Annotated in this window: 13 protein-coding genes; 5 read left to right on the top strand and 8 right to left on the bottom strand. The window is 67.7% G+C overall.

Annotated elements, in window-relative coordinates; translation table 11 throughout:
• Positions 1-62: 62 nt before the first annotated feature.
• The 3 genes from ABE485_RS15315 to ABE485_RS15305 all read right to left on the bottom strand — a co-directional run bounded on the left by ABE485_RS15315 (position 63) and on the right by ABE485_RS15305 (position 4,095).
• Positions 63-2,468 carry a TonB-dependent siderophore receptor gene (locus ABE485_RS15315; protein ID WP_346516121.1) on the bottom strand — a complete coding sequence of 802 codons (2,406 nt, stop codon included), beginning with the start codon at positions 2,466-2,468 and terminating at the stop codon, positions 63-65.
• 122 nt (positions 2,469-2,590) lie between these two features.
• Positions 2,591-3,583 (bottom strand): FecR family protein, encoded by a 993-nt coding sequence (locus tag ABE485_RS15310; RefSeq protein WP_346516120.1) that lies wholly within the window; start codon positions 3,581-3,583, stop codon positions 2,591-2,593.
• Positions 3,580-4,095, bottom strand: a complete 516-nt coding sequence (locus tag ABE485_RS15305) for a sigma-70 family RNA polymerase sigma factor (RefSeq protein WP_346516119.1) — start codon at positions 4,093-4,095, stop codon at positions 3,580-3,582. Before ABE485_RS15305 ends, ABE485_RS15310 begins: the two co-directional genes overlap by 4 nt.
• Positions 4,096-4,257: 162 nt before the next feature.
• On the opposite strand from ABE485_RS15305, the gene ABE485_RS15300 reads away from it, so the two are divergent.
• Positions 4,258-4,641: a SecDF P1 head subdomain-containing protein gene (locus ABE485_RS15300; protein ID WP_346516118.1), complete on the top strand. Its 384-nt coding sequence runs from the start codon at positions 4,258-4,260 to the stop codon at positions 4,639-4,641.
• 182 nt (positions 4,642-4,823) lie between these two features.
• On the top strand, positions 4,824-6,914 hold the full coding sequence (locus ABE485_RS15295) for a PhoX family protein (protein ID WP_346516117.1): 2,091 nt from the start codon (positions 4,824-4,826) through the stop codon (positions 6,912-6,914).
• A 113-nt stretch (positions 6,915-7,027) separates the two neighbouring features.
• Here ABE485_RS15295 and ABE485_RS15290 read toward each other — a convergent pair whose 3' ends face one another.
• Genes ABE485_RS15290 through ABE485_RS15270 form a run of 5 tightly spaced genes read right to left on the bottom strand, consistent with a single transcriptional unit; the run spans position 7,028 to position 11,984 of the window.
• Complete coding sequence (locus tag ABE485_RS15290) at positions 7,028-7,810, bottom strand: enoyl-CoA hydratase/isomerase family protein (protein ID WP_346516116.1); 783 nt, start codon at positions 7,808-7,810, stop codon at positions 7,028-7,030.
• 15 nt (positions 7,811-7,825) lie between these two features.
• A complete protein-coding gene (locus tag ABE485_RS15285; protein WP_346516115.1) occupies positions 7,826-9,058 on the bottom strand; it encodes a CaiB/BaiF CoA transferase family protein in 1,233 nt (410 codons plus the stop codon).
• A 21-nt stretch (positions 9,059-9,079) separates the two neighbouring features.
• Positions 9,080-10,033, bottom strand: coding sequence for a Bug family tripartite tricarboxylate transporter substrate binding protein (locus tag ABE485_RS15280; RefSeq protein ID WP_346516114.1), 954 nt, complete (start codon positions 10,031-10,033; stop codon positions 9,080-9,082).
• Between the two features lie 45 nt (positions 10,034-10,078).
• A complete protein-coding gene (locus ABE485_RS15275; RefSeq protein WP_346516113.1) occupies positions 10,079-11,026 on the bottom strand; it encodes a LysR family transcriptional regulator in 948 nt (315 codons plus the stop codon).
• Positions 11,027-11,030: 4 nt separating this feature from the next.
• Positions 11,031-11,984 carry a Bug family tripartite tricarboxylate transporter substrate binding protein gene (locus ABE485_RS15270; RefSeq protein WP_346516112.1) on the bottom strand — a complete coding sequence of 318 codons (954 nt, stop codon included), beginning with the start codon at positions 11,982-11,984 and terminating at the stop codon, positions 11,031-11,033.
• Positions 11,985-12,166: 182 nt separating this feature from the next.
• Between ABE485_RS15270 and ABE485_RS15265 the strand changes: the two genes are divergently transcribed.
• The 3 genes from ABE485_RS15265 to ABE485_RS15255 all read left to right on the top strand — a co-directional run bounded on the left by ABE485_RS15265 (position 12,167) and on the right by ABE485_RS15255 (position 16,603).
• Positions 12,167-14,491, top strand: a complete 2,325-nt coding sequence (locus ABE485_RS15265; protein ID WP_346516111.1) for an acyl-CoA dehydrogenase — start codon at positions 12,167-12,169, stop codon at positions 14,489-14,491.
• A 9-nt stretch (positions 14,492-14,500) separates the two neighbouring features.
• Complete coding sequence (locus ABE485_RS15260) at positions 14,501-15,490, top strand: NADPH:quinone reductase (protein ID WP_346516110.1); 990 nt, start codon at positions 14,501-14,503, stop codon at positions 15,488-15,490.
• An 87-nt stretch (positions 15,491-15,577) separates the two neighbouring features.
• Positions 15,578-16,603: a tripartite tricarboxylate transporter substrate binding protein gene (locus ABE485_RS15255; RefSeq protein ID WP_346516109.1), complete on the top strand. Its 1,026-nt coding sequence runs from the start codon at positions 15,578-15,580 to the stop codon at positions 16,601-16,603.
• Positions 16,604-16,617 lie beyond the last annotated feature (14 nt).

The following is a 16,617-nucleotide window of genomic DNA, read 5'->3' as shown; positions in this document are numbered from 1 at the left end:
CTCCCGCGGCCGGGCCGGCTGCGGCGATCCCTTCGGAATGCGGAATGTGCCCTGCGGCAGGCTCAATAGCGGTACGCCACGGCGGCAAGCACCGTTCGTTCGACGCCATAGCGGCAGTTGAAGCGGTCGTTGCGGCAGACCACGGCTTCTTGATTGAAGAGGTTCATGGCGTCGACGGAGAAGCGCCAAGGACCGGTGTCGTACGCGAGCGAAGCATCGAACACCGTGGCCGGCCGGTTCTTGAACCGGTTCGCCACATCCACGTAAGTGGTGCCGATGTATCGCGCGCCCAGGCCCGCCTGCCAGCCCGACAGCGCGCCGTGCGAAAACCGGCGGCCCACCCATAGCGCGGCCATGTGGCGCGGCGTGACGATGGGTGTCTTGCCCTGTCCGCCGTCGTTGCTGGACACATTGGTGACCAAGTTGTACGTATAGGCCGCGACCAGGTCCCAGCCGCCAGCGCCGCTGATCTTGGCTTCCAGTTCGATGCCCCGTGACCGCAGGCGCCCCGACTGCACGCTGAAGCCCGGGTGCGCCGGGTCGGGGTCCGAGGTCAGGGCATTGCGCTGGTCCAGATCGAAGGCGGCAAGCGTGTACAGGTCCTGCGAATCCGCGGGCTGATACTTGATGCCGGCCTCGACCTGATCCGCCTTGGCCGGCGAGAACGGCGTCCCGCCGAAATCCATGCCGGGCTGCGGCGTGAAGGACGTGGCATAACTGGCGTAGGGCGCGACGCCCGAAGGAAACTCATAGGACAGGCCGGCGCGCCACGTCACGGCGTTGTCGCGCGCGCGCGAACGTTCCGCCGCCAGGCGGTCGTCCGTTTCATCGGCGTATCGGTCATGGCGCAGGCCGAGCGTCACCGTCCAGGCGCCGGCCTGGATCTGGTCTTGCAGGTACAGGCCCCATTGCGTGCTGACCTGGCGCACGTCCAGCACCGCCTGGCCGGCGCCGAGCGGCGCTATCGGCCGGCCGTAGACGGGATTCCGGATATCCAGCGAAGGCGCCATGGCCTGCCGGTAATCCTGTTCACCCGCCAGCCGGCGGAAATCCAGTCCCGCCAGCACGGTATGCCGCATCCCCCCAGCTTCGATCACGCCTTCGGCCTGCGTGTCCACCGCCACGCCCGTCGCGTTTTCGCGCGCCTCGAGCTGCGCGCGGGAGAGCGTGCGTCCATCGGCCGCCAGCGCCAGCGGATACAGGTTGCGCAGCGTCATGTCGCCGGCCTGGTAGCGCGCGTTCTGCCGCAGTGTCCAGGCGCCGTCCAGGCGATGCTCGAACAGATACCCCACGCTGTAGAAGTCGCGTTCATTCAGGTCATAGGCGTAATCGCCCACCAGCGTACGGGTCGGAAAATACGCGCGCGACTCCCCGTCATTGCGGTCGCGCTGGTAATGCGCCAACAGCGTTATCGACGTATCGGCGTCGCGCCACCGCCAGGCGGGCGCGACGTACGCGAGGTCGTCGCGATAGCGATGGCTGTCGTCATACTTGTCCTGCGTGCCCGCGTCGCGCGCCACGGCGGTCAACCGGTAGCTGGCGCTCGCGCGCTCGCCAACGGCCCCGCCCAGGTCCAGAAAGGCCTGCCGGGTGTCGAAGGACCCGGCCTGCACGATGAATTCCCGCAGCTCCCCAACCGGGGGACGCTTGGTCACGCGATTGACGATGCCGCCGGGCGCCACCTGTCCGTAGAGCGACGAAGACGGGCCGCGCACGGCCTCGACCCGCTCAAGCGCATAGGCGGGCATGCGCGCGCGGATCTGGTCGTAGGGCATCTGGCTCAGGCCGTCGCGGTAATCGCCCGTCAGCTTCGCATCGAATCCGCGCAGCACCAGCCAGTCGTTGCGCACCTCGTTGCTGCCGTAGTTGTTGATCTGCACGCCGGGCGTGTACTGCAGGGCCTGCGTGACGGTGCGCGCGGCCCGCGCCTGCATCTCGGCCTGTGTCACCACGGACACGGACTGGGGAATGCGATTGAGCGGCGTGGCGGTCTTGGTGGCGGCCATGGCGGTGCGCGCAACGAATCCGTCGTCGCCGACGGCCGCCCCCTCCACCCGGGTCAGGGGCAACAGGGCGGCTGCGGGCGTCCATGCGGGCAGAACCTGATAGCTGCCCGGCACGTCCTGGCGCGCCTCGAGGCCATGCCGGGTCAGCACCTGCGCGAAGGCCTGTTCGACGGTATAGCGGCCTTGCAGGCCATCGCTGTCCAGGTCGCGAGCCAGCGCGGGATCGAAGTACACCAGCACGCCCGATTCGCTGGCGATCCGCTGCAGCACCGTCACCAGGGGGCCGGCCGGCACCTCATAGCGCAGGCTGACGCCGGCCCGCGCCGCGGGTCCGTCCAGCGATGCGGCGGCCTGGCCTGCCTGGACGGCAAGCGCCAGCATGATCGCGGCGACGCAGGCGCGTGCGCCCTTCCCCCTGCGGGAAAGGGCGGCGTGCACGCCGTCGCCTGTCATTCTGGCCATGATGTCCGATGTCGATACGTTGGATTTCGGTCCTGTTCAACTAGGAGGACACGCGAAATTCCAAAACCGGAAAGGCGCGGGAAATTTTTTTTTATGGTGGGCAGGCGACGGCCTCGTGCCGCTCAGGCCGGCGCCGACACCACGACCCAGTAGGACGTCCGGCGCGTGATGGTCACCTTGAGCAGGCGGCCCACGGCGTCCAGCACCCTGTCCGTGTCGGCCAGGGGGAACAGGCCGGAAATCCTGAGCTGGCCCGCCCGTTCGTCGCACGAGATGACGCCGCGGCGGTAGCGGCTCAGTGCTTCCAGGAACTGCGCCAGCGGCATGTTGTCGGCAGCCAGTTCGCCGCGCAGCCAGGCCATGTCGCCGGCCCCGATCGGGCCCGCCAGATCGGCCCGCTGCGGCGAACAGCGCGCGGTCTGTCCCGGCGCCAGCACGAGACTGCTTGCCCCCTGCCCGGCTGGCTTGATTTCCACCGCGCCCTCAAGCAACGCCACATGCGCGGAATCGGACTCCAGGCGCACCGCGAAACGCGTGCCCAGCGCCTTGATGCGGCCATAGGCGGTATCGACGCTGAAAGGCATGGCGGCGTAGCCGCCGGCATGGCCGGTGGCCACCAGGATCTCGCCTTGCCGCAGGCGCAGGATCCGCTCGCCGGCCTCGAACCGCACATCGATGCGCGTGTCGGTGTTGAGCGTGACCCGGGTTTCGTCAGCCAGTTCCACGTCGCGCCGGTCGCCTACGCCTGTGGCGTAGTCCGGAGAAATGCGCAGCCACCGATTCCTGTCCGCGGCCCAGAGCGCCGGCCCCATGCAGGTGGCGAAGAACGCGGCGGCAAGCAGCACTTTGCGCCTGCCCTTCTGATGGCGCCCGGCTGACAAGGCTTCGTACGCCGCCTTGGCCGGCAGGTCGCGGAGCCGCGCATCGGCAAGCGCCAGATGGGTCCACGCCCGCTCGTGGTCGGGGTCCGCGGCCCGCCAGTCGCGCCATGCGCGCTCCTCATCCTGGGTCTGCGCGCCGGACAGGAACAGCACGTACCAGCGCGACGCCTCCTCGGCGACGCGGGGAGACAGCGGCAGGCCGCCCGCATACATCGTGGCGGACTGGCGGCTCACGCCGAATGCTCCTGCGCGAAAAAGCACGCCTGGACCGCGCGCACCATGTAGTTGCCCACGGTGCGGGGCGTAACACCCAGCCGGACGGCGATGTCTTCGTATTTCATGCCCTCGAGCTGCGCCAGCAGGAACGCCTCGCGCGCCTTTTGGGGCAACGCGTCCAGCGCCCGGTCGATCGCGCACAGCGTTTCCAGGATCAGCTTGCGGTCCTCCGGCCCGGGCGATTGCGCCTCGGGCAAACCCGCCAGGGTGTCCAGGTAGGCCCGCTCGATGGCTTCCCGCCGGTAATGATTGGCCAACAGCCGCCGCGCGATCGTTGCCAGGAACGCCTTGGGTTCCAGAAGCGCCGGCGCCTCGCGGGCCGTCAGCACGCGCAGGAAGGTGTCCTGCGCCAGGTCGGCCGCCGCTTCCTCTCCACCCATGCGGCGGCGCAGCCATCCCGCCAGCCAGGAGTGATGTTCCGCGTAGAGCGTCTCCGCCCGGCGGTGCAGGCTTGCATCGCTGCTGGACATGGAATGGATCCCCAAGGTTTCTACGGCCAGGCGCAGCCGTCCAAAATGGCAATGATAACCATTATCTATTGGGAGCAACACCTCCCGCCCCGCCTCCCCGGGGAGGTCAAGCGCGGGCGCGACATCGGCTAGGATGGGAGGGCCTATCAGAAGGAGTCCTCCATGCCCACATTGAGACATGCTGCCTGGACGGCGATGGTTGCCGTCATCCTGCCCTTCGCCGCCCATGCCGAGACGGTTGCCCTGAAGGTCGAGCAGGCCACGGCAGGCGCCGACCCGCACACCAACGCCCGCATTGTCGACATCAAGCTCGCACCCGACAGCGGCAAAGCGCTGGCGGACTTCACCCGCGATCGCGTCGGCAAGCGCATCCAGCTGCGCTCGAACGGCATCCTGTTGTCCTCGGCCACCTTGATGAGTCCGCTCGAAGGAGACAGCCTGCGCATCACCGCCGGCGAACACGGCTTTGCCGGCAAGTCGGCCGAAGAGATCGCGCAAGGCATCATGAAGGAAGGCGGACTGACCATGGACGACGAGAACAGGTAGCCGCGCATCCCGATGCGCGCCGCCTCGCAGACAGGGCTGACGCCGCGCACGCGGCCTCAGCCCTTTGTTTTTGACATCGCCACGGCAAGCCACAGAGTTTCAGTCATCTGTCATTAACCTTTCACTTCGGACTTCTAGTATTGCTCGTCCCCATCAGGCACAGACCAACGCCAGGAGTCCAAATGAGCAAGTCCATCTCCGACAAGACCGTCCGCAATCCCAGCCAGAGCACGCCCTTCAGCGAGATCATGGAAAAGAACATGTCCCGCCGCATGGTCATGCGCGGCGGCCTCGCCGCCGCCTTCGCCACGGTGACCAGCCTGGGCCTCGCCGGCTGTAACAGCAGCGACGACGATGACGACGCCGTGGATGGCGGCAACCCGAACCCTACCCCGGAAGTGCCCGGCGGCGAACAGCCCCCGGCCCCGGTCAAGCTGGGCTTCGAATCCCTGTCCACCTCGATGACCGACGCCTGTGTCGTCCCGGCCGGCTACGTCGCCCACGTGTTCGCGCCGTGGGGCACGCCGTTCAACGACAACGCCAGCCCCTGGGACCGCAACGGCAACAACACCTCGGCCGACCTGCTCAATTCCACCGGCATGCACCACGACGGCATGCACTTCTTCCCGATCAACGGCAGCTCCACGGAAGGCCTGCTGGCGGTCAACCACGAATACATAGACCAGAAGGCCCTGCACCCCAGCGGTGCAACCCTGGTCGCTGGCAAGCGCCCCGTCGAGGAAATCCGCAAGGAAGTCAACGCGCATGGCGTGGCGATCCTGCACGTGCGCCGCGAGAACGGCCGCTGGAACATCGTCCACAACTCCCGCTACAACCGCCGCTTCACGTCGGCCACGCCGATGAAGCTGGCCGGCCCGGTGGGCGGCACGGACTGGGTCAAGACCCCGTACTCCCCCAACGGCACGACGGTGCGCGGCACCAACAACAACTGCGGCAACGGCTATACCCCCTGGGGCACCTACATCACGGCCGAGGAAAACTGGGCCGCATGCTTCGTGAACACCGGGACGCAGCCGGCGCACCAGCTCCGCGTGGGCGTGGCCGCCGACAAGGGTCGCTACCAATGGGAAACGGCCGCCACCGACCCGCTGGAAGTCCAGGGCGAGTTCGCGCGCTTCAATGTCACCGAAACCGGCGCCGACTTCACGCAGGACTGGCGCAATGAGGTCAACGGCTTCGGCTACCTGGTCGAAATCGATCCGTTCGACGAGAACAGCATCGCCACCAAGCGCACCGCGATGGGCCGCTTCGCCCACGAAGGCTGCGCCTATGGCACGCCGGAAGCCGGCAAGCCCCTGGCCTTCTACAGCGGCGACGATTCGCGCTTCGAGTACATCTACCGCTTCGTGTCCGAAGCCGTGTGGGATCCGAAGGACGCCGAGCGCACCGACCGCCTCGCCGTCGGCGCCAAGTACCTCGACAAGGGCACGCTGTACGTCGCGCGCTTCGACGCCGACGGCACGGGTCAATGGATCGCGCTGACCGGTTCCACCGTGGGCGCGGGCGGCCGCACGCTGGCCGATGAATTCGGCAGCCTCGAGAACATCATCATCAACACGCGCGGCGCGGCCGACTTCGTGGGCGCCACGCCCATGGACCGCCCGGAATGGACGGCCACGCACCCGACCAACGGCGACATCTACCTGACGCTGACGAACAACACCAGCCGCAACGCCAGCAAGGGCACCAACGCCCCCAACCCGCGCCTTAACAACGTCAACGGACACATCGTGCGCTGGCACGACGAGCCGGGCTCGACCAAGTTCAAGTGGGACATCTTCGTGTTCGGCTCCGATGCCGGCGCCGACGCCGACACCAACCGTTCCGGCCTGACCACGCTGAACCAGCTGGCCAGCCCCGACGGCCTGGGCTTCGACCCGCGCGGCATCCTGTGGATCCAGACCGACAATGGCATCGATGGCGGCCGCAACAACAACGTGGCCAAGGCGACCAACGACCAGATGCTGGCCGTGATTCCCGGCGCGCTGGCCGACAGCACCGGCACGGGCCCCGCGATCAACGCGTCCAACCAGGCCGACCTGCGCCGCTTCTTCATCGGCCCGAACGAAGCCGAAGTCACCGGCTTCGCCTTCACGCCGGACTACACCAGCATCTTCCTGAACATCCAGCACCCGGTGAACTGGCCGGCCTACGATACGGACGATGCGACGACCGCGACGACGGGCACCGTGCGCCCGCGCTCGTCGACGGTCGTGATCCAGCGCGCCGACGGCGGACCGCTCGGGGTCTGACGCCCGGACGGTGCGGCGCGGCCTTCCCGCCCCGCCGCACAGCGCAACGAAAGCCACCTTCGTCGGGTGGCTTTTTTTGGCGCTCACCGGCAAGCGCGCACCGCGCGGCGCGCTCAGGTTCCCGTGAACACGGGCGCGCGCTTTTCCAGGAAAGCCCGGCGCGCTTCCTGCGCGTCGTTGGTCTTGGCGACCTGGGCCGTCATGTCCTGCTCGTAGCGGTAGCCGTCGCGCAGGCTCATGTCCTCGATCGCGTTGGCGGTCTGGATCATCAGCCGCACCGAGGCCGGGCTCTTGCCGGCAATCTGGCGGGCGATCGCGCGGGCCTCTTCCAGCAGCTTGTCCGCGGGCACGCACGCCTCCACGACGCCCAGCCGGTAGAGTTCCTCGGCCGTCACGCGCATGCCGGTCAGCATCATGCGGCGCAGGCGCGAATGGCCGAACAGGCGCTGCGCATGCTTGACGCCGCCAAGCAGGCCGACGTCGACTTCCGGCAGCGCCAGGCATGCGCCTTCCGCAGCGATCAGGATGTCGCAGGAGGCCGCGATGCCCAGGCCCGCGCCCAGCGCCGGGCCGTTCAGCGCCGCGATGACGGGCTTGGGGCACTCGCGGATGGCGTGGAACAGTTCCCGCGTGCGGCGCGAATGCTGGGGCAGCCCGCCGGGCTGTTCCAGCATCTGCGCGCGGCTCTTCAGGTCGGCTCCGGCGCAGAAGACGCGGCCTTCGCCCGTCAGCACCACGCAGCGCACGTCGGGATCGTCACCGAAGGCGTCCATGGCCAGCGTCAGGTCCAGCAGCAGCTGGGTGTTGACGGCGTTGACGGGCGGATGCGCCAGCCACACGGTGGCGACGTGATCCTGCAGTTCAACGCGGAGAGTCTCAAAGCGGTAATCGGGCATGATGTTCCTGGGGTTTCAGAGGGTTTGTTCGGCGCGCAGTCCGGCGATCTCGTCCGCGGTCAGGCCCAGTTCGGCCAGCACTTCGTCCGTATGCTGGCCCAGCGTCGGCGGACCGTCGCCCAGGCGCAGCGACGCGTTGCGGAATCGAAAGGGGCTGCGAATCTGCGGCATGTCCATGCCTGCGGGATGCGGCGTGGAAAAGAGCATTTCGCGGTGCACGACCTGCGGCTCCTTCAAGGCCTCGCCGATGTTGTTGATGGGCGCGCACGGCACGCCTTCGCGGTCAAGCGCCGCCAGCAGCGCCGCCTTGTCGTGTTTGACGACCTGCTCGTCCAGCCAGGGATCCAGGATGGACAGGTTGACGACCCGCGCGGCGTTCGTGCGGAAGCGCTCGTCCTGCGCCATCTCCGGGTGGCCCAGCACACGGCACAGCTTGGCGAACTGCGCATCGGACCCGACCGCCATGATGATGTGGCCGTCGCGGCACGGATAGACGCGCTGCGGCTGGATGTTGGGATGGCGGTTGCCGCGGCGCGGCGGCACGGCGTCGGTCAGCAGGTAGTTCATGGCCTGGTTGGCCAGCAGGGTCACGCCGACATCCAGCATCGCCATGTCGATATGATCGCCCTTCCCGGTCACTTCGCGCCGCGCCAGCGCGGCCAGGATGGCGTTGCTGGCGTACAGCCCGGTGATCAGGTCCACCATGGGGACGCCGATCTTCATCGGGCCTCCGCCGGGACGGTCGTCCGACTCCCCGGTGATGCTCATCAGCCCGCTCATGGCCTGGATCATGAAGTCATAGGCCGGCTGTTGCGCGCGCGGCCCGGATTGCCCGAAGCCGGTGATGGAGCAATACACCAGGCGCGGATTCTCCTTGCTGAGTTGCTCGTAGCCCAGGCCCAGGCGGTCCAGCGTGCCGACCTTGAAGTTCTCCAGCACCACGTCGGCCTCGCGCGCCATCTTGCGGATCAGCGCCTGCCCGCGCGGCGATTTCAGGTTGACCGTGACGGACCGCTTTCCCCGATTGCAGATCAGGTAATAGCCCGATTCGTTGGAGCGGGATCCGTCTTCATGCTCCAGAAAGGGTGGACCCCAGGCGCGGGTGTCGTCGCCCGCCCCCGGCTGCTCGATCTTGATGACCGAGGCGCCCAGGTCGGCCAGCGTCTGGCTGGCCCAGGGGCCGGCCAGGACGCGGCTCAGGTCCAGCACGCGGATATGGGAAAGGGGATGAGACTGCTGCGATGACATGATGCTGATGACTCCAACCGGCTATTTCTCGGCAATGCCCGCTTTGTTGATGACGTCGCGCCAACGGGCCTGTTCTTTCTTGAGCAGCTGCGCCATCTCGTCGGGCGTGTTCGAGATGGCCAGAATGCCTTGCTCAAGCATCTTTTCCTTGACGGCCGGCTCCGCGATCGTCTCGCGCAGGGCCTCGGCCAATTGCTGCACGATGGCTTCGGGCGTGGCCTTGGGCACGGAGATGTAGTTCACCGGCGACGCGTCATAGCCGGGCAGCGTCTTGGAGATCGGCGGCACGCCGGGCAGCAGCGGCACTTCGAACGGCGTCGTCACGCCCAGCGGAACGAGGCGCTTGTCCTTGATGAAGGACGTGTAGATGCCCACCGTGTCGATCGCGATGTCGCCATTGCCGCCCACCAGGTCCTTGACCGCCTCGCCCGTGCCCTTGTACGGGACGTGCTGCAGGCGCACCCCGGCCAGGATCTGCAGCAGCTCGCCGTTCAGGTGGCTGCTGGCCCCGATCCCGGCGCTCACGTAATTGAGCTCGCCGGGCCGCTTCTTGGCCAGCGCGATAAGCTCTTCCAGCGAATTGACGCCCAGCTGCTTGTTGACGACCAGCACGCTGGGCGCCAGCGACACCTGCGACACGGGACGCAGATCGGCCGGGTCGTACGGCATGTTCTTCATCAGGAACGGCAGCGTCATCTGCTGGCCCGGGGTCGTGTACAGCAAGGTGTAGCCGTCCGGATCGGCGCGCGCGACGGCCGCCGCCCCGATGACGCCGCCCGCGCCCGCCTTGTTCTCGACGACGACCGACTGCTTGAGCTTTTTCGACAGGGTCTCGGCGACGACCCGGGCGGTAAGGTCGGCGCCGCCTCCCGGCGCGAACGGCACCACCAGTTTGATGGGTTTGTCGGGATAGGCGGCCAGCGCGGAACTGGACACCAGCGCAAGTGCGCAAACGCGTGTGATGAAGCGGATCAAGGTCTGTCTCCTGTTGGCCTGGCCATCGCGGCCGGCTCGTTGTTATCAGTCCGCGCCCGGTTGCCGGGCGTCGAGCTGGGTCAATGATTCACTGACGATTTCCCGCAGCAGCGCGGTCACCACCTTCACGGCCTGGGTCGGCCGGTCCGTGAGCATGAGCGACACGATCCGCAGGACGGAAGGCTGGACGATCTCGGACGCCTGCAGCTCGCCCCGCTCGACCTCGGCGGCCACGAAATGCCAGGGCAGCAAGGTGTAGCCGGCGCGCCGCACCACCATCTGCTTCTGGATGAAGCCCGAGTCGGCCTCCACCGACACGCTGATGTTGACGTTGTGGCGTCGCCCCATTTCGTCGAGCATCATGCGCACCGAGGACGGCTTGCGCGACAGCACCAGCGGCAGGCCGTCGAGCCTGGCGAACGGCACCTGGCGCTCGGCCGTGATGCGGTCGCCAGGCGGGCCGATGAGATACGACGGCAGGCGCAGCAGCACGTCTTCGTCGCTGCCCAGCGCATCGTGGCTGCGGTACGGAAGGCCGATGTCGATTTCGTGGTGCTGCAGCCAGCTTTCGATCTGGCCGGCCGCGCTTTCCACGATCTGCACATGGATGGCGGGATACTCGCGCTGCAGCCGCAGCAGCAGGGGAATGATCAGCGCATTGCTCAGCGACGGCAGGGTCCCGATGCGCACCGTGCCGGACACCTGGCCATGGGCCGCGGCAACCACGTCGTTCAGACCGCTGGCGCTGGCCAGCACCTGCTCGATCGCGGGCTGCACCTGCTTGCCCAGTTCCGTCAGGCCGACGCCGCGGCCGTTGCGCGTGAACAGGTAGCCGCCGCACTGCTTTTCCAGCATCGACAGATAGCGGCTGACGGCGGGCTGGCTGACGCCCAGGTCGATGGCCACCTTGGTGATGCTGCCGCTGCGCGCCACCATCGAAAAGATTCTCAGGGCGCGCAGGTCCCAGCCCGCGGATTCGGTCGGTTTTGCCATGGATTTACTGTGCGGAGAGCTTCTCTGCCGCGATGATGTCGCTCCAGCGCGCCACCTCGCCGTCAAAGAACTGCTGGAACGCCGCCTGGTCGCGGAAGATCGCGACGGCGCCCATTTCGCGCGCCCGCTGCTGCACGACCGGATCATCGATGACCTTGCGCAGGCGCGCCTGCAGGCTGTCGATCTGCGCCTTGGGCGTCTTGGCGGGCACGAAGATGCCCCACCAGCTCGATGCGTACACATCTTTGACGCCCAGTTCGTCCAGCGTCGGCAGGTCCGGCGCCTGGTCCAGGCGCTCCGGCGCCGCGACGGCAAGGGCGCGTATGCGGCCTGACTTCACGTGCGTCATCGCCTGCAGCGTGTCGAAATAGGCGTCGACCTGGCCGCCGAGCAGATCGTTGATGGCGGCGGACGTGCCGCGGTAGCTGACGTGGGTCACTTCCAGGCCCACCTGGCGCGCGAAAAGCGCCGCCGCCAGATTCGGGCTGGAACCGACCCCGGAATTGGCGAATGACAGGCCTCCCGGCTTCTTGCGCGCATTGGCCAGCAGCGATTGCATGTCCGCCGCCAGATCCGCCCGCACGTACAGCACCAGCGGGCTGATGGCGACCTGGGCCACCGGCGCGATGTCGCGCGGGTCGTAGGGCATGCTCTTGATCATTGCTGGATTGGTGGCGGTGCCGACGCTGCCCAGCAGCAGCGTACGGCCATCCGCCACGCTTTTCGCGACGTACGCGGTGCCGATCGCCGCGCCGCCGCCCGGCCGGTTGTCCACCAGGATGGGGCTCGCCTGATCCGCCTGCAGGCGCTCCGCAAGCACGCGTCCGTACAGGTCCGTCACGCCGCCGACCGCATAGGGCACGACGATGCGCTCGACCGCGGCGCCCGCCGCATGCGCCGCCGGCGCCATGCCCGCCATGGACACGCATACCGCCATCCCCGCCAACAATGCTCGCATCTTCCTGTCTCCTCGCCGTTGCGGCTTGTCTTGATTTAGGGGCAATTCTAGGAAGGATCCCGCCATCGCACCCCAGCAGTTTTGTAATAGCAGCTCTCAACAAAGCGTTATGAACCGGCCGCGGACCCACCCCTAGAATCTGGAGCTCCTATTCCAAGCTATGCCGTCACTGAAGGACCACGATGAACGCACTCGATACTTTTTCGATTTTCGGCCCCCTGCCCCGGCACGCCGAGTTCATGGAGGCGGCGACGGGCATCCTGGCCCAGGTGTCGCCGTTGGCCAGGCTGCGCGAACTGCGCGGCGCCAATCCGGGGTGGGATGGCGCCACCTGGAAGGCGCTGGCCGAGGCCGGCTGGACCTCGGTCACGGCGCCGGAAGACCTGGGCGGGCTGGGCCTGGACATCGACGTGCTGGGCGCCATCGCCACCGCGGTCGGCGAATCGCCCTTGCCCGAGCCCTACCTGGGCGCGGGCGCCATGGCCGCGCTGGTGCTGCCGGCCTTCGCGGACAATGCGCTGGCGCGCGAGTTGCTGGACGACGTGATCAGCGGTTCGGCGGTGCTGGGCCTGGCCTGGCAGGAAAACCCCGGCGAAGTCATTCCGACGTCGGTGTCGACCTCGGCCAGCATCGAGGGGGACCGCCTTCGCCTGGTGGGCTGCAAGCGGTGGGTGTCGCCGGTGGGCGCCACCGGCTGGCTGGTGCATGCGCGCCGCGGCGAACTGCCGACGCTGGTCTGGCTGCGGCCGGACGACGCGGGCGTGACGGTCGAGACCGAACTGCGCGCGGATGGCAGCCTGCTGTGCACGCTGCAGATGGACGTGTTCCTGCCCGGCTCGCGCATCGTCGCGCAGGGCGAGGCCGTGGACCGCGTCTGCCAGCAGGCGCTGGAAACGACGCGCCTTTTGCAGTGCAGCGAACTCTACGGCATCGCCCGGCGCGTCTTCTGCATGACGCTCGATTACCTCAAGACCCGCGTGCAGTTCGGCCGGCCGATCGGCGCCAACCAGGCGCTGCAGCATCGCATGGTGGACGCCTATGTCGGCGTCATGGCCTGCGGCGCGTTGATAGCCGACAGCTACCGCGAAGTGCGCGAGGATCCCGCGTCGCTGGCGCGCGTGGCGGCGCTGGCCAAGTCGCGCATCGCGGAACGCGTGATCGCGCTGTGCCGCGAAGCCGTTCAGCTGCATGGCGCCATCGGCTACACCGACGAGTACGACATCGGCCTCTACCTCAAGCGCGCCTTGCACCTTGCAAGCTGGCTGGGCAGCCCGCGCACGCTGCAGGCGCGCTACCTGGCCCTGCGCCAGCAGGGCGGCGGCAACACCCAGGCCGACGGCGTCGCGGCATCCGGCGACGATTACGCCGCCATGAGCGACGAGGGCTTTCGCCTGATGGTGCGCGGCTTCCTGCGTTCGAACTACCCGCAGCACCTGCGGCATGTGCCGCGCCGGCTGCGCCTGCACGAAGTGCGCGACTGGTACCTGACCCTGTCGCGCAGCGGCTGGCTGGCGCCGGCCTGGCCGCGCGAACACGGCGGCATGGCCCTGTCGCCCGCCAAGCTGCTGATCTTCTTCGAGGAAATGGAAGGCTGGGGCGCGGCGCGCCTGCCCGACCAGGGCATCATCAACCTGGGCCCCGTCCTGATCCAGCACGGCACGCCGGAGCAGAAGGCGCGCTACCTCCCGCGCATCCTGTCGGGCGAGGACATCTGGTGCCAGGGCTATTCCGAACCCAACGCCGGCTCGGACCTGGCGTCGCTGCGCACCGAGGCGCTGCGCGACGGCGAACACTTCATCGTCAACGGTCAGAAGATCTGGACGACGCTCGCCCACGACGCCACGCACATCTTCGCCCTGGTCCGCACCGACAAGACGGTCAAGCCGCAGGCCGGCATCAGCTTCCTGCTGATTGACCTGAAGTCGCCGGGCGTCACCATCCGACCCATCACCAACATCATCGACGAACAGGAATTCTGCGAGGTCTTCTTCGAGGACGTGAAGGTGCCCGCCACGAACCTGGTGGGCGAGCTGAACATGGGATGGACCATCGCCAAGGACCTGCTCGGCTATGAGCGCATCTTCGCGGGCAGCCCGCAGCAGTCGCGCCAGGCCCTGCACCACCTGGAACAGCTGGCCGACAGCCAGTCCCTGTTCGAATTGCCCGAGTTCTGCCAGACTTATGCCCAGTTGCTGGGCGACGTGCGCGAACTGGAGGCGCTGTATGGCCGCTTCGCCGACATCGTGCGGCGCGGGGATCTGCTCCCGCCGTCGGTGTCGGGCCTGAAGGTTTTGGCCACCGAAACCTATGTCCGCATCGCCCGCGAGATCGTGCGCTGGGCCGACGAAGCCGGCGGCACCTGGAGCGGCGTGGCGATGAACGACGGCACCGCGCTCATCCCTGCCGCGCCGTTCCTGCAGTCGCTGGTCACCACCATCTACGGCGGCTCCAACGAGATCCAGCGCAACATCGTGGCCAAGGCGGTGCTGGGCATGCCAAATCGATAAGGAGCCCACTTGAGAGCAGCCTTCTACGAAACACCCGGCGCCGCGCGCGACGTGCTGCGGGTCGGGGACGTGCCGCCGGATGCGCCCGGCCCCGGCATGGTGCAGGTCCGCGTCGCCGTCTCGGGGGTCAACCCCTCCGACGTCAAGACGCGCCGGGGCGCCGGGGCGCGCGCCAACCCCTGGCCCCGCACCATTCCGCACCAGGACGGCGCCGGCGTGATCGAACAGGTGGGCGCGGGTGTCGACGCAAGCCGGATCGGCCAGCGGGTCTGGCTTTACGAATGCCAGCTCGGGCGGCCCAATGGCACCGCCGCGGAAATGGTGACCGTGCCCGAGCGCCTGGCCGTCCCCCTGCCCGACGGCGTGCCCATGGAAGTGGGCGCGTCGCTCGGCGTGCCAGCCCTGACGGCCTGGTACTGCAACGAACAGATCGATGCGCAGCCCGGCCGCTGTGTGCTCGTGCATGGCGCGGTAGGCGCCGTGGGGTTCTATGCGGCGCAAATGGCGCGCCTGCGCGGCGCCGAGGTGCTGGCCAGCGTATCGAACGCCGAACAGGCGCGCACGGCACTGGCGGCCGGCATCGAGACCGCACCACGCGGCGCCGACCTTCCCGGCGCGGCCAGGCAATGGCTGGCCCGGCGGCAGCGCGAAGGCTTCGACGCCTTCATCGACCTGGATTTCGCGGGCAACCTGCCATGCAATCTGGCGTTGGCCGAAAACGGCGCGCAGGTCGCGGCCTATGCATCCGACACCGACCTGAATCCGGCATTGCCGGTGCGCGAGCTGATGCGGCGCAACCTGCGGCTGTCGTTCCTGCTGGTGTACACCATGCCGCCGGTGCTCAAGCAAAGGGCCATCGCGCAGCTCACGCAATGGCTGGCGGATGACAGCCTGCATCACGCCCAGGTGCATGCCTATGCGCTCGAAGACATCGCCGACGCGCACGAAGCCGTCGAAACACGCCGGCATGTGGGCAAGGTTTTGGTCTCCCCCGCCTAGGAAGCACGCTGCACGACCCATACCAAACTTCGTATGGGCAATAAGATAATTTCATTTGAAGCGGTATGAAAGCGGCTCGGATAATGGGTGCACAACCAATACCTATATATCGGAGACAACATCATGCCCCTGGCCTGGCTATCGCGGCGGCTGCCGCAAGCCCTGATCCTGAGCGCGGCGGCCGGCCTCGGCCCCGCCCACGCCGCCGGCGCCTATCCCGCCCGTCCCATCACGCTGATCGTACCGTTTGCCGCGGGCGGCGGCGCCGACGTGGTGGCCCGGCTCATTGCCTCCAAGCTTCCGGCCCACCTCGACGGCCAGACGATCATCGTCGACAACAAACCCGGCGCATCCGGAAACATCGGCGCGGCGCAGGTAGCCCGATCGCCGGCGGACGGCTACACGTTCCTGCTGACCAACAGCACATTGACGATCAACGCCAGCCTGGACATGCGCGGCACGCCCGACGTGCGCAAGGCGCTGGCCCCGGTATCGCTGCTGGTGACGGCGCCCGTCGCCCTTGGCGTCAACGCCGCCGTGCCCGCCAAGACCGTGCAGGATCTGGTGGACTACACCAGGAAGAACGCGGACAAGCTCAGCTACTCTTCCTGCGGCAACGGCACGCCGCAGCATTTCTCCGGCGAATCATTCAAGCAGGCCGGCAAGCTGACGATGGTGCATGTCCCCTACAAGGGTTGCGCTCCCGCCGTGAACGACGGACTGGGCAACCAGGTCCCCATCCTGTTCAGCACGATCCCGAACCTGGCGCCGCACGCGGAAGCGGGCAAGCTGCGGCTGCTGGGCGTGGCGTCCGCCAAGCGCGTGTCGTTCATGCCGGACCTGCCGGCCATCGCTGAAACGCCGCCTTTCGGCGATCTCGACATCTCGGTCTGGTTCGGCATCTTTTCCCCGCCCAATCTGCCCGACGCCGAACGATCCAGATTCGAGTCCGCGGTGGTCGCCACCATGGCCGATCCCGCCGTGCAAAAGGAATTCCGCGACCGGTATTACGAAATCGAGAAAACAGGCGCCAGCGCGATGACGCAGCAGGTCTCCAAGGACCTGGACGTGTACGGCAAGCTCGCCAGGCAGTCCGGCATCACGCTCGAATAGCCGCCCTTTCTCCC

Origin of the sequence: Achromobacter spanius (assembly GCF_039673305.1) — a bacterium.
In the GTDB taxonomy this organism is placed as follows: domain Bacteria; phylum Pseudomonadota; class Gammaproteobacteria; order Burkholderiales; family Burkholderiaceae_B; genus Achromobacter; species Achromobacter spanius_F.
Note: the sequence above shows the minus strand (reverse complement) of the source record. Positions and strands in the feature narration are given on the sequence as shown.

Excerpts from the sequence above, each read along its gene's own strand:
- ABE485_RS15315 (WP_346516121.1), bottom strand. The coding sequence starts at position 2,468 with ATGGCCAGAATGACAGGCGACGGCGTGCACGCCGCCCTTTCCCGCAGG.
- ABE485_RS15305 (WP_346516119.1), bottom strand. The coding sequence starts at position 4,095 with ATGTCCAGCAGCGATGCAAGCCTGCACCGCCGGGCGGAGACGCTCTAC.
- ABE485_RS15300 (WP_346516118.1), top strand. The coding sequence starts at position 4,258 with ATGCCCACATTGAGACATGCTGCCTGGACGGCGATGGTTGCCGTCATC.
- ABE485_RS15295 (WP_346516117.1), top strand. The coding sequence starts at position 4,824 with ATGAGCAAGTCCATCTCCGACAAGACCGTCCGCAATCCCAGCCAGAGC.
- ABE485_RS15290 (WP_346516116.1), bottom strand. The coding sequence starts at position 7,810 with ATGCCCGATTACCGCTTTGAGACTCTCCGCGTTGAACTGCAGGATCAC.
- ABE485_RS15285 (WP_346516115.1), bottom strand. The coding sequence starts at position 9,058 with ATGTCATCGCAGCAGTCTCATCCCCTTTCCCATATCCGCGTGCTGGAC.
- ABE485_RS15275 (WP_346516113.1), bottom strand. The coding sequence starts at position 11,026 with ATGGCAAAACCGACCGAATCCGCGGGCTGGGACCTGCGCGCCCTGAGA.
- ABE485_RS15270 (WP_346516112.1), bottom strand. The coding sequence starts at position 11,984 with ATGCGAGCATTGTTGGCGGGGATGGCGGTATGCGTGTCCATGGCGGGC.
- ABE485_RS15265 (WP_346516111.1), top strand. The coding sequence starts at position 12,167 with ATGAACGCACTCGATACTTTTTCGATTTTCGGCCCCCTGCCCCGGCAC.